Source organism: Achromobacter deleyi (genome assembly GCF_016127315.1).
GTDB classification, from domain to species: domain Bacteria; phylum Pseudomonadota; class Gammaproteobacteria; order Burkholderiales; family Burkholderiaceae_B; genus Achromobacter; species Achromobacter insuavis_A.
The window spans coordinates 478,939-491,285 of record NZ_CP065997.1; the positions used below are offsets into that span (position 1 = coordinate 478,939).

At 65.3% G+C, this 12,347-nt stretch carries 13 protein-coding genes; 12 read left to right on the plus strand and 1 reads right to left on the minus strand.

Annotation, left to right across the window (positions count from 1 at the left end; translation table 11 throughout):
* Positions 1 to 67: 67 nt before the first annotated feature.
* Positions 68 to 1,266, minus strand: a protein-coding gene (locus I6I07_RS02065) for an IS3 family transposase (RefSeq protein ID WP_171986237.1) whose coding sequence is annotated in 2 segments (ribosomal slippage) — positions 68 to 951 and positions 951 to 1,266 — 1,200 coding nt in all. Because the reading frame shifts where the segments join, the coding sequence is not laid out codon by codon here.
* Positions 1,267 to 1,452: 186 nt separating this feature from the next.
* On the opposite strand from I6I07_RS02065, the gene I6I07_RS02070 reads away from it, so the two are divergent.
* The 12 genes from I6I07_RS02070 to trbL all read left to right on the plus strand — a co-directional run bounded on the left by I6I07_RS02070 (position 1,453) and on the right by trbL (position 12,330).
* Complete coding sequence (locus I6I07_RS02070) at positions 1,453 to 1,737, plus strand: CopK family periplasmic copper-binding protein (RefSeq protein ID WP_016451563.1); 285 nt, start codon at positions 1,453 to 1,455, stop codon at positions 1,735 to 1,737.
* 147 nt (positions 1,738 to 1,884) lie between these two features.
* Positions 1,885 to 2,811 (plus strand): LysR family transcriptional regulator, encoded by a 927-nt coding sequence (locus tag I6I07_RS02075; protein ID WP_049098552.1) that lies wholly within the window; start codon positions 1,885 to 1,887, stop codon positions 2,809 to 2,811.
* Between the two features lie 13 nt (positions 2,812 to 2,824).
* Positions 2,825 to 3,052 carry an EexN family lipoprotein gene (locus I6I07_RS02080; RefSeq protein ID WP_016451559.1) on the plus strand — a complete coding sequence of 76 codons (228 nt, stop codon included), beginning with the start codon at positions 2,825 to 2,827 and terminating at the stop codon, positions 3,050 to 3,052.
* A gap of 217 nt (positions 3,053 to 3,269) precedes the next feature.
* Positions 3,270 to 5,270, plus strand: a complete 2,001-nt coding sequence (locus I6I07_RS02085; RefSeq protein WP_180189916.1) for a conjugal transfer protein TraG — start codon at positions 3,270 to 3,272, stop codon at positions 5,268 to 5,270.
* Positions 5,267 to 5,731: a ribbon-helix-helix protein, CopG family gene (locus I6I07_RS02090; protein ID WP_180189917.1), complete on the plus strand. Its 465-nt coding sequence runs from the start codon at positions 5,267 to 5,269 to the stop codon at positions 5,729 to 5,731. The genes I6I07_RS02085 and I6I07_RS02090 overlap by 4 nt, the downstream gene beginning before the upstream one ends.
* Positions 5,728 to 6,762, plus strand: coding sequence for a P-type conjugative transfer ATPase TrbB (trbB, locus tag I6I07_RS02095; protein ID WP_198485523.1), 1,035 nt, complete (start codon positions 5,728 to 5,730; stop codon positions 6,760 to 6,762). The genes I6I07_RS02090 and trbB overlap by 4 nt, the downstream gene beginning before the upstream one ends.
* Positions 6,759 to 7,136: a TrbC/VirB2 family protein gene (locus tag I6I07_RS02100; protein ID WP_012204563.1), complete on the plus strand. Its 378-nt coding sequence runs from the start codon at positions 6,759 to 6,761 to the stop codon at positions 7,134 to 7,136. Before trbB ends, I6I07_RS02100 begins: the two co-directional genes overlap by 4 nt.
* Positions 7,133 to 7,405, plus strand: coding sequence for a VirB3 family type IV secretion system protein (locus I6I07_RS02105; RefSeq protein WP_003056130.1), 273 nt, complete (start codon positions 7,133 to 7,135; stop codon positions 7,403 to 7,405). Before I6I07_RS02100 ends, I6I07_RS02105 begins: the two co-directional genes overlap by 4 nt.
* Before the next feature lie 14 nt (positions 7,406 to 7,419).
* Positions 7,420 to 9,891 (plus strand): conjugal transfer protein TrbE, encoded by a 2,472-nt coding sequence (trbE, locus tag I6I07_RS02110; protein WP_012204562.1) that lies wholly within the window; start codon positions 7,420 to 7,422, stop codon positions 9,889 to 9,891.
* Positions 9,888 to 10,643 carry a P-type conjugative transfer protein TrbJ gene (gene trbJ, locus I6I07_RS02115; protein ID WP_012204561.1) on the plus strand — a complete coding sequence of 252 codons (756 nt, stop codon included), beginning with the start codon at positions 9,888 to 9,890 and terminating at the stop codon, positions 10,641 to 10,643. Before trbE ends, trbJ begins: the two co-directional genes overlap by 4 nt.
* Before the next feature lie 11 nt (positions 10,644 to 10,654).
* On the plus strand, positions 10,655 to 10,981 hold the full coding sequence (locus tag I6I07_RS02120; RefSeq protein WP_012204560.1) for a hypothetical protein: 327 nt from the start codon (positions 10,655 to 10,657) through the stop codon (positions 10,979 to 10,981).
* Positions 10,978 to 12,330, plus strand: a complete 1,353-nt coding sequence (gene trbL, locus I6I07_RS02125; RefSeq protein ID WP_049395575.1) for a P-type conjugative transfer protein TrbL — start codon at positions 10,978 to 10,980, stop codon at positions 12,328 to 12,330. Before I6I07_RS02120 ends, trbL begins: the two co-directional genes overlap by 4 nt.
* The last annotated feature ends 17 nt before the right edge of the window (positions 12,331 to 12,347 follow it).

Genomic DNA, 12,347 nt, shown 5'->3' on the forward strand with positions numbered 1-12,347 from the left:
CACCAAATGACAGCACATGAATTGAATGTATGGAGTTGCCCCTGTAACTCAGGACACGCGGACACCGTTAGGTTGATGACACCGCATTACGCCTGAACTCGCGAGGCGAGCGGTATTTCAGGGCTTTGTGTGGGTGGCGCTCATTGTAGTGTTCGAACGCGATAGCCAGACGCGAGAGCGCCGTTGGTGCGTCGGACTTGTCCATATAGGCGACGTAATTGTGCTTCATGGTCTTCACGAACGATTCCGCCATGCCATTGCTCTGCGGCGAACGGACCGGTGTGGTCAGCGGCTCAAGACCCAGTTCGCGAGCAAAGCTGCGCGTGCGGTGGTCGATGTAGGCCGAGCCGTTGTCCGTCAGCCATTCGATGGACTGCGCGGCCTGCGTGGTGCCGAAGCGCTGTTCGACGGCGGCCAGCATCACGTCGCGCACCACATCACCGCTATGCCCGCCGGTCGTCGCTGCCCAGCTAATCGCCTCGCGGTCGCAGCAGTCCAACGCAAACGTCACGCGCAGCGGCGTACCATCGTCGCACCGGAACTCGAAGCCATCGGAGCACCAGCGGGTGTTGCTGCGGTCCACGGCAACGCGACCGTCATGCCGCCGCTTGTCTTGCCGCACGCCGGGGCGGCGCAGCAGCAACTGATGCTCCCGCATGACCCGATACACGCGCTTGACGTTGATGCACGGCGCACCGCTCTGCTCCCGACTGCGGCGCAGCAGCGCCCAGACACGCCGGTAGCCGTAGGTAGGAAGGTGCGCCACATGGGCCTGAATCTCCTCGACCAGCCCGGCATCGTTGGTCACGCGGGCACGGCGACCATCGCGCCAGTCGGACGAGCGAGCTCGCTTCACCGCCACGGCAGAGCGCGCCACGCCGAGAACTTCGCAGACCGTCTTCATCGGTCGTCCCCCGGCAGCAAGGGCGAGCGCGCAATCAGGTTTTTTGAACGACCCCATTCCACGGCTTCTTTCAGGATTTCGACCTCCAGCGTCTTCTTCCCGAGTAGCCGTTGCAGCTCCTTGATTTCCTTGATGGCGGCGGCCAGCTCAGATGCCGGCACAACGGTTTCACCTGCCTTCACCGCCGCCAGACTGCCTTCCTGGTATTGCTTGCGCCAGCCGAACACCTGGTTGGCGTTGACGCCGTGCCGACGTGCAACGGCCGACACCGACGCTCCCGGCTCCAATGTTTCCTGCACGATGGCGATTTTTTCTTGCGCCGTGCGCCGACGACGACGCTCCGGCTCGGTCAGAATTTCGATGCTTTCCACGTAATGACTAGGCTTACTGATAGGCACAAGACTATCCCTTATTTTAAGAGAGTCCTTGTGTCCTCAGATACGTGGGGCCGCTCCAATGTAATGCACGGGTAAGCGATCTGTAGATCGCGCGCTTCTACATTTAACGGCGCGGCGCAAGTTGTCGTCGTTTTCACAAAGGAGTCGATCATGAAATCGCAAATTGTCATTGCCGCCCTGTTGAGCGCCCTCTCCGTGCCTGCCTTCGCCGGTCATGCAGCAGCCCAGGCAGCCAAGGAGATGGTTCCGCTGGCTGACGGGGGAACGCTGTACGTCTTCAAGGATGGAAAGATGGCACAGGAAAGTCGCTTCGGACGCGCCGTGTATCAATCCATCGGCGCCTCAGTGGCGACGAAGGACGGGCGGAACATTGCCATTACCAGCAATGAAGTTGCTCGCCTCAGCTCGCTGCTTGAACAGGAGCACGGCGGGTAATTCGCGCGATCTGCTGATGCCTCCCAATGGCGTCAGAAAGAAGTCCCAGCGCCTGTCCGATTCGGATAGGCGCATGGCCTTCGGTGACTACCCCGGACAGAAGATTCAATGTGTAGGTTCAAATAACACTTAATAGGAGATTGATTTGTGGAGCTTCGTCATCTACGGTGTTTCCTCGCTGTAGCAGAGGAGCTTCACTTTGCCCGCGCTGCCGAGCGGTTGCACATCGACCAATCTCCGTTATCTCGCACCATCAAGGAGTTGGAGGAAGAACTCGGCGCACGCCTGTTTGTCCGCACCACTCGCAGCACACAACTGACCCGCGCTGGACGGCTGTTTCTGGAGCACGTTCAGCGAGTCTTTACAGTGCTGGAGCAGGCCCGCGATAGTGTCAAGTCCGCCGCCAACGGCTTTTGCGGCCAGTTGCGTATTGCCTTGTCCGATGGCGTCACGCCTTCGCGCCTGCCGGCATTGCTGGCGCGCAGCCGCGAAGAGGACCCCGAGGTGGAAATCCGATTGTTCGAGGTGCCTTTGGATCAGCAGATCAAGGGGCTTCATAGCGACCTGTATGACGCGGGCTTCTCGATGGCAGGGGATGCAGGTGATGGCATCATCGTCACTCCTGCATGGGAAGACGAATTGATGGTGGCGGTACCAGCCCGCCATCCGGTGCTTGCCTTCAAACAGATCCCGCTGAAGGAGGTGTTGCGCCATCCGCTGGCGCTGGGCGACCCAGCAGTGTGCGAAGGCCACGCGCGCCAGGTCGATCGGTTCCTACGCACATGCGGACAAGAGCCGCTGATCGCGCAGCGCGTGGCGACCTTCGACGTGATGATGACTTTAGTCTCCGCCGGCTTAGCATTGGGCTTGGCGGGCGAGGCGCACATTGCTTCCAGCCGCGAGCCGGGAGTCGTGGCCCGGCGCTTGGCGGGCAAGCCGACTATGCTCATGACCTATCTGCTGCGCCGCGATACGGAGCCGTCCGAAATGCTGGCTCGATTTATCGAACGAGTAGATTTTATTGATTCGGCTGATGAACTCGGCATCCCCGAAGACCTTCCACGCGACCGATAGTAGGAATAAGGCTATGAACAAAGTGATATTGCTGATATTGGTCACTGCACTGCCTGCATGCGGTCCTTCTCAACCTTCGGAAACCGTGGATGCGCTCGTAGCCAATCCCGAACGCATCAAAGAGATTCAACGTCAATGCAAGGAAGACCGCGCGAAGGTTGGCGACGAACTATGTCTGCGTGCTGCCGAAGCCGCCAAACGGCGATTTTTCGGTGATCGGCCAGAGCAAAAATCCAAGTAGGTTATCTCTCGGTCGCTTCGCTGCGACGAAGTTCTCGCTGTTACCTCACTACGCCGCAATGCGCTCGCGCTTGCGGCGTTTTTATTGCTTTCGCCACTAAAGGAAATCTGACTTTTTGGGCCTAAATTGCCGCCACATCGGCCTTTGACCGACCTGCGCGAACGCCTTGATCCTCAGTGCTGCGGCACCTCTGTGTGTCGTGATCGGAGGCGAGGTTATGCAAGGGACGAACGTGCTGTTCGGTCAGATCGCCGTGGTATTCGGCATCGTGATCGCCGGAGTGTGGGGCGCCACACAATGGACAGCAGCAGCCCTTGGCTACCAGCTACGCCTTGGCTCGCCCTGGTTCGACTTCCTCGGCACGCCGGTCTATCACCCGTGGCGGCTGTTCGAGTGGTGGTTCTTCTTCGACGCCTACGCGCCGCGTGTGTTCGACACCGGCGGCGCCATCGCGGGCGGCAGCGGTCTTGTCGCCGTGCTGGTGGCGATTGGCATGTCGATCTGGCGCTCGCGGCAATCGCGCCTGGTCACAACCTACGGCTCGGCCCGTTGGGCGAACGCGGATGACATTCGCAAAGCCGGCCTCACACAGCCGGCCGGCGTGTTCCTCGGCCAGCATGATCGTCAGTACCTGCGGCACGAAGGGCCGGAACACGTCCTGACTTTCGCACCCACCCGCTCGGGCAAAGGTGTCGGCCTAGTGGTGCCGACGCTGCTTTCGTGGCCCGCGTCAGCCGTCATCCACGACATCAAGGGCGAGAACTGGCAGATCACAGCCGGCTGGCGCTCGCACTTCTCGCATTGCTTGCTGTTCAACCCGACCGATGCGAAGTCGGCGGCCTACAACCCGCTGCTGGAAGTTCGGCGCGGCGCACATGAAGTGCGCGACGTGCAGAACATCGCCGACATTCTGGTCGATCCCGAAGGCGCGCTGGAGCGCCGCAACCATTGGGAGAAGACTTCGCACGCGCTGCTAGTCGGCGCGATCTTGCATGTGTTGTACGCGGGCGAGGACAAGACGCTGCGCGGTGTCGCCAACTTTCTGTCCGACCCGGCCAGCCCGTTCGAGCTGACCTTGCACCGGATGATGACCACGCCGCATCTCGGCGATGGCCCGCATTCGGTCGTGGCCTCGGCGGCGCGCGAAGTGCTCAACAAGTCGGACAACGAGCGTTCCGGCGTGTTGAGCACCGCCATGTCGTTCCTCGGCCTGTACCGCGACCCGACGGTGGCCGAAGTCACCTCGCGCTGCGATTGGCGCATCGCCGACCTGATAGCGGCCGAGCATCCGGTGTCGCTGTACCTCGTGGTGCCGCCTTCGGATATTTCGCGGACGAAGCCGCTCATTCGCCTGATCCTCAACCAGATCGGGCGGCGCCTCACGGAATCGCTCGATGGCTCCGACGGCATCGAGCGCCGCCACAAGCTCCTGCTGATGCTCGACGAGTTCCCGGCGCTGGGGCGCCTCGACTTCTTCGAGACGGCGTTGGCCTTCATGGCCGGCTATGGCATCCGCAGCTTCCTCATCGCCCAAAGCCTGAACCAGATCGACAAGGCGTATGGGCAGAACCATTCCATCCTCGATAACTGCCATGTCCGCGTGACGTTTGCGACGAACGACGAACGCACGGCCAAACGGATTTCCGAGACGCTGGGCACGGCTACCGAGCTACGCGCACAGCGCAACTACGCGGGCCACCGGCTCGCGCCGTGGCTGGGGCACCTGATGGTGTCGCGCCAGGAAACCGCGCGCCCGCTGCTGACGCCGGGCGAAGTGATGCAGCTTCCGCCCGACGAAGCCGTGGTGATGGTGTCCAGCGTGGCGCCCATCAAGGCCAAGAAGCTGCGCTACTACGCAGACAGCAATTTCAAGCAGCGCGTGCTGCCGCCGCCTGTGCTTGCAGGCAGTCAGTACACAGATGCGCCGCCATCGCGGCCCGACGACTGGAGCGGGCTGGCGATTCCCGCCATGCCCGCCGCACCGGCTCCAGCTCCCGCTGATGAGCTGGGCAGTACCGACGACGGCGGCCCGCGCCGTCAGCCCGAACTCTCCGAAACCGTCGCCTACGACCCCGAGCGGGCGGCATCCGCAGCCGACCTCGCGCTGCTCGATGACGACGACGACCTGCCGCTTCCCCTTCCTCGCCAGCTTGATCCTGCCATGCAGCGCACGGCCCGGCTGGCCTCCCTCGACCCCAACGACGGAATCGAGCTATGAGCCACTACCGCCTCAACCTGTTCATCCAGCCGGAGCACGCCAAGCGTCTGGACGAGCTGGCCGCCAAGAAAGGCGTGTCCAAGTCGTCCATCGTCGCCGCTGCCTTGGCGTCCTGGCTATCGCCGGACGCGGCAGACCAGCGCGAGGCCGCCATCGCCAAGCGGCTGGATCGCCTTTCGCGCCACGCCGAGCGCATGGAGCGCGACCAGAACATCGCCATCGAAACGCTGGCGCTGTTCATCCGCTACTACCTCACGGTCAGCACGCCAGTTCCCGAGGCACACCAAGACGCGGCGCGCGCCCAGGGCAAGGCGCGGTTCGAGCAGTTCGTGGAGCAGTTGGGCCGTCACCTACTGCGTGGGCGCAGCCTGGTGCGCGATGTGGTGGAGGAACTGCACCCCGACCCGATGCGGATGGATGACGCGGCGGCAGTTGCCGAAGCGCAGGAGCGCGCCTCATGAGCGCCGCGCCTTCGTCCTTCGCCACCTCGCTCGACCGCCGCATTCAGATGCTGCGCACGGCGATGGGGCCGCTAATCGCCGCCGCGCTCGAAGACCCGGACGTGGTGGAAATCATGCTCAACCCGGATCGCACCTTGTGGATCGACCGGCTTTCCTCGGGTCGCGCACCGATGGGCGTGGAGCTGTCCGAAGCGGACGGCGAGCGAATCATCCGCCTTGTCGCCGCCCACATTGGCGCAGAAGTCCATCGCGGCCAGCCGCTGCTGTCCGCCGAGCTGCCCGAAACCGGTGAACGCTTCGAGGGCATCTTGCCACCGGCCGCGCCGGGGCCGGCCTTCGCGCTGCGCAAGCGCGCCATCGGCGTGATTCCGCTGGAGCGGTACGTCATCGACCGAATGATGACCAGCGCGCAGGCGGGCTTTCTCGTTCGCGCCGTGCGCGAGCGACAGAACGTGTTGATCGCCGGGGCTACCAGCAGCGGCAAGACCACGCTTGCCAATGCGCTGCTGGCCGAAATCGCCGCGACGGGCGACCGCGTGCTGGTGCTCGAAGACACGGTGGAACTGCAATGCGCGGCCCGCGACCACGTTCCGCTGCGCACGCGGGCGGGCGTGGTGTCCATGACCGAACTGGTGCGCTCGTCCATGCGCTTGCGGCCGGATCGCGTGGTCGTCGGCGAGGTGCGCGGCGCCGAGGCGCTGGATCTCATCAAGGTGTGGGGCACGGGCCATCCGGGCGGCATCGCCACGATCCACGCTGGTTCCGCGCTGGGCGCGCTGCTGCGCCTAGAGCAACTGATTCTCGAAGTGGCGGTGAACCCGCCCCGTGCGCTGATCGCGGAAGCGGTCAACGTGGTCATCCACATCGCCGGGCGCGGGCGCAAGCGCCGCATCGAGAGCATCGCCCGCGTCGTCGGCTTCGATGGCGTGGGCTACCACCTGGCGGATGCGCTGGAGGCTCCATTCCCGGAGCTGCTGCCGCAGTCCGACTTTTCCTCCCTGTCCCCTGACCACTCTGGAGAACTGCCATGACGCACGTTGATGCTTTCCGTATTTCCGCAAATCCGCTTCCTCGGCCCGCACGGCTGGATGGCCTGGCTCGCCCGGCCATGCAAGGCTTGATGCTCGCTGCCTTCATGCTGCTGCTTGCGGGCACTGCGCAGGCCGCCGGCTCCTCGATGCCCTGGGAAGGCCCGCTGCAATCCATCCTCGAATCCATCCAGGGGCCGGTGGCGCGCATCGTCGCGGTCATCATCATCATCGCCACGGGCCTCGCGCTCGCGTTCGGTGACACGTCGGGCGGCTTTCGCAAGCTGATCCAGATCGTGTTCGGCTTGAGCATCGCCTTCGCCGCGTCCTCGTTCTTCCTGTCGTTCTTCAGCTTCTCGGGCGGGGCCGTCGTATGAGTGCCCCGGACACCTTCGCGGCCGGGTTCGAGGTGCCGCTGCATCGCTCGCTCACCGAGCCGATCCTGCTGGGCGGCGCACCGCGCACCGTGGCGATCGCCAACGGCACCTTGGCCGCCGCTGTCGGGCTGGGCCTGCAACTGTGGATTCCCGGTGTCGTGCTCTGGATCGTCGGCCATTCGCTGGCGATGCGGGGCGCGCGCGTCGATCCGCAGTTCATGGCCGTGTTCGCGCGGCACATCAAGCACCGCCCGCTGCTGGACGTGTAGGGGAGGACGCCGCGATGCTGAACCTCGCCGAATACCGCCAGCGACCGGCCTTGCTCGCCGACTGGCTGCCCTGGGCCGGACTGGTGGCACCGGGCGTCGTCTTGAACAAGGACGGCAGTTTCCAGCGCACGGCGCGCTTTCGTGGCCCCGACCTCGACAGCGCGACGCAAGGCGAGCTGATCGCCACATCGGCGCGCTTGAACAACGCGCTGCGCCGCCTGGGTTCGGGCTGGGCGCTGTTCATCGAAGCCGAGCGCCGGTCTGCCGCCGACTACCCGCACTCCGATTTCCCCGAACCGCTGTCCTGGCTGGTCGATGAAGAACGCCGCGCCGCCTTCGAGGATTCGGGCAACCACTTCGAGAGCGGCTATCACCTGACGCTGGCCTACCTGCCGTCCGAGGAATCCCGTGCTCGGGCCGCGGGCCTGCTGTACGAAAACCGGCCCACCGAAGGCGTGGATTGGCGCGAGCGGCTGCACGCCTTCGTCGCTGAAACGGATCGCATCTTCGACCTGCTCGATGGCGTGATGCCGGAGATCGCCTGGCTTGATGACAGCCAGACGTTGACCTACCTGCATTCGACCGTCTCGACGCGCCGCTACCGCGTCGGCGTTCCCGAAGTGCCGTTCCACATCGACGCGCTGCTGACCGATTCCGCGCTGGTCGGTGGCCTGGCGCCGATGCTGGGCGACCAGCACCTGCGCGTGGTGTCGGTGCGCGGTTTCCCGACCTCGACCTGGCCGGGGATTCTGGACGACCTCAACCGCCTGGGCTTCGCGTATCGCTGGAGTACGCGCTTTCTGTGCCTCGACAAAGCCGAGGCGGAAAAAGAACTCGCCCGACTGCGCCGCCAGTGGTTTGCGAAAAGGAAGAACGTCATCGCGTTGCTGCGCGAGACGATCTTCCAGCAGGAAAGCCCGCTGGTCGATACCGACGCCAACAACAAGGCCGCCGACGCCGATGCTGCCTTGCAGGAGCTGGGCAGCGATCAGGTCGCCTTCGGCTACCTGACGGCGACCGTCACCGTCATGGACGCGGACGCCGCCGTTGCCGACGAGAAGCTGCGCATGGTGGAGCGCGTCATCCAGGGGCGCGGCTTCGTCACCATCCCCGAAACGCTCAACGCCGTGGATGCGTGGCTGTCGTCCATTCCGGGCAACGCATACGCCAATGTCCGCCAGCCCATCGTCTCGACGCTGAACCTGGCGCACATGATGCCGGTGTCGGCGGTATGGGCCGGCCAGGAACGCAATGCGCATCTCGATGGGCCGCCGCTGATCGTCACGCGCACAGACGGCGCCACGCCGTTCCGGCTGGTGACGCACATCGGCGACGTGGGCAACACGCTGGTGGTTGGCCCCATCGGCATGGGCAAGTCGGTGCTGCTGGCGACGATGGCGATGCAGTTCCGCCGCTATCGCGGCTCGCGCATCTTCGCCTTCGACATGGGGCGCTCGATCCGCGCGGCCATCCTGGGCATGGGCGGCGAGCACTACGACCTGGGCGCGGACGACGAGATCGCCTTCCAGCCGCTGGCGCGCATCGACCGAGAGGGCTACCGCACCTGGGCCAGCGAATGGGTGGAAGGCCGCCTGCTGCACGAAGGCGCGGCCGTCGGCCCGGACGAGAAGGCGGCCATCTGGTCTGCGCTGGGGAGCCTGGCCAGCGCGCCGGTGGAGCAGCGCACGCTCACGGGCCTGACGGCCTTGCTGCAATCGAACACCTTGCGCCAGGCACTCGCGCCCTACGTCCTGGGCGGCGCGCACGGCAGGCTGCTGGATGCCGACCACGACCGCCTCGGCACATCCGACGTGCAGGCGTTCGAGATGGAGGAGCTGATGCACAGCAAGGCTGCTGTGCTCGCGGTGCTGCGCTACCTGTTCGCGCGCTTCGAGGAGCGGCTGGATGGTGCGCCCACGCTGCTGATCCTCGATGAAGCCTGGCTGTTCCTCGATGACCCGGTGTTTGCGGCGCGCATCCGCCAGTGGCTCAAGACGCTGCGCAAGAAGAACGTCAGTGTCATCTTCGCCACGCAGTCGCTCGCGGACGTGAAGGATTCGGCCATCGCGCCGGCCATCATCGAAAGCTGCGCGAGCCGGATTTTCTTGCCGAACCCGCAAGCGACCGAACCGCAGATTCGCACGATCTACGAGGGCTTCGGCCTCAACAGCCGGCAGATCGAGATCGTCGCCACTGCGCAACCCAAGCGCGACTACTACTACCAATCCCGCCTCGGCAACCGCGTGTTCGACCTCGACCTGGGGCCGGCGACGCTGGCCTTCGCGGGCGCTTCCACGCCACAAGACCAGCGCGCCATTGATGAAGTTCTTGGCCGCGTGCCGCAGGACGCCGGCGTGCCCGGCTTCGCGGGCGCCTGGCTGCGCCATCGCGGCCTCGATTGGGCGGCAGACCTGCTGCCCTCGTTCCCCGGCCTCACGCCGGATTCCCTCCGTACCGCTGACCACCCCCAGGAGAACCTGCCATGAAAACCCATGCCTCCAAACTCGCCGCGCTGACCGCTGCTTGTGTGCTCGCCTTCGGCATCGCGCAACCCGCGCACGCCTTGTTCGGCGTCGGCGACATCGTGCTCGACCCGACCAATCTTGTGCAGAACACGCTCACGGCGGTTCGCACGCTGGAGCAGATCAACAACCAGATCCGCCAGCTCCAGAACGAAGCGCAGATGCTCATCAACCAGGCGCGCAATCTGGCCAGCCTGCCGTCCAGCGTGGTCGGCCAATTGCGCGCCAATCTGGCGACCACCCAGCGGCTGATCGCGCAGGCCAAGGGCCTGGCCTATGACGTGACGAGCATCGACCGGGAGTTCGCGCGCCTGTATCCCGAGAAGTACGCCGCCACTGTGAGCGGCAATCAGATATACCTCGATGCGCAGGAGCGTTGGAAGAACACGCTCAACGGCCTGCAAACCACCATGCAGATGCAGGCACAGGCGTCGCAGAACCTGAGCGACGACGAAAGCGTGCTGGCCGACCTCGTGGGCAAGAGCCAGTCGGCCGAGGGTGCGTTGCAAGCGATGCAGGCCATGAACCAGTTGCTGGCCTTGCAGGCCAAGCAGTCGATCCAGACGCAGCGGCTTCAGATCACGCAAGACCGCGCGGCCTCGCTGGAGCTAGCGCGGCAAGCGGCGGCCACGGAGCGCGGGCGCGAGGTGACGCGCCGCTTCCTGGGCGAAGGCACGCCGTACACGCCGCAGCCCGTCAATTTCTACAACCGCTGATGGAGGCTGCCATGCAACGCACGCCCATCGTGTTCGCTTTCGCCGTCCATGCGCTTGTGCTGGCCGGCTGTGACCGGCCGCAGCAGGTGCCGGTGAATGCGCTCACCAGCGAACCGGCCCGGCTGCACGCGCTGCGCGCGCAGTGCCGCGCGGGCGAGCACGACGGCGCGCTTTGCGCGCAGGTGGCCCAGGCCGACCTGCGGCGCTTTCTCTCCGGCCAGGCCGGGCCGAATGAGTACCAGACGCTGGCCGACCTGCCGCCGATCCCGCCCAGCTTCGATGAACCCGCCGATGGCAGCGCGGCAATCGCTCTGCCTGGGCAGGAGGACTCGCCATGAACGACGTGACGGTCATCGACCGCTTCCTCGACACCTTCTCGCGCTACATCGACTCGGGCTTTGGCCTGTTGCACGGCGAAGTGGCGTTTCTGACCGCCACGCTGATCGTCATCGACATGACGCTCGCCGGGCTGTTCTGGGCGATGAGCCATGCCACCGGCCAGGGCGAGGACGTGATCGCCAAGCTGATCCGCAAGGTGCTGTACGTCGGCGCCTTCGCCTACATCATCGGCAACTTCAACTGGTTGGCTGGCATCGTGTTCCGCTCCTTCGCCGGGCTGGGCCTGACGGCCAGCGGCTCGACCCTGAGCATGGAGAACTTCCTGCAACCGGGCCGGCTGGCGAAGGTCGGCATCGACGCCGGTGCGCCGATCCTGAAACAGATCGGCGACATGGCGGGCTTCCCCGAAGTCTTCGTGAACATCACGCCCATCGTCGTGATGTTCCTCGCTTGGCTGATCGTCCTGCTGTGCTTCTTCGTGCTGGCGATCCAGCTTTTCATCACGCTGATCGAGTTTAAATTGACGACGCTCGCGGGCTTCGTGCTGGTGCCGTTCGCGCTGTGGAACAAGACGGCGTTCCTGGCCGAGAAGGTACTGGGCAACGTGGTGTCGTCGGGCATCAAGGTGCTGGTGCTGGCCGTCATCGTGGGCATCGGCTCGGGCTTGTTCGCCGAGTTTCAGGTGCAGCCGGCCGAGCCATCCATCGACCACTCCGTGGTCGTGATGCTGGCCTCGCTGACGCTGTTGGCCTTGGGCATCTTCGGGCCGGGCATTGCGACCGGGCTGGTGTCCGGCGGCCCGCAACTCGGCGCGGGCGCGATGGCCGGTGCCGCGCTGGGTGCAGCCGGTGCTGCTGTTGCCGTGGGCGCTGCGGCCACGGGCGTCGGCGGCGCGGTCGCCGCCGGGGCGCGCATGGCACCCGCAGCCGCCAAGCTGGCCGGCAGCGGAGCGCGTGCCGCCACCGGAGCCGCCAGCAGCGCACGGTCGGCGTTTCAGGCGGGATCTGCATCCGCCGGCTGTGGCCTCAAGGGCGCTGCCGCTGGTGTCGGCAATGTCGCCAAGACCGGCGCACAGGCGGCCGGGCAGAAGGTGGCCGAGGGCGCACGCTCGATGAAAGAGCGTGTCGCCGCTGCTTTCCGGCCCGATGACGCCGGATCGGCTTCGGGAGCCGGTGCCGCGCAGGCGGCAAACGAGCCGACCCCATCCGCTGCACAACCCGCCTGGGCCAAGCGCCTGCACCGCAGGCAACAGATCACCCATGCCGCAACCACCGCCGCCCACACGCTGCGCGGCGGCGACGGCGGCAGCTCCAGCCAGGGGCCAAGCCTTCGCGATTCCGATTCCTGATCCTCAAGGAGAACTTC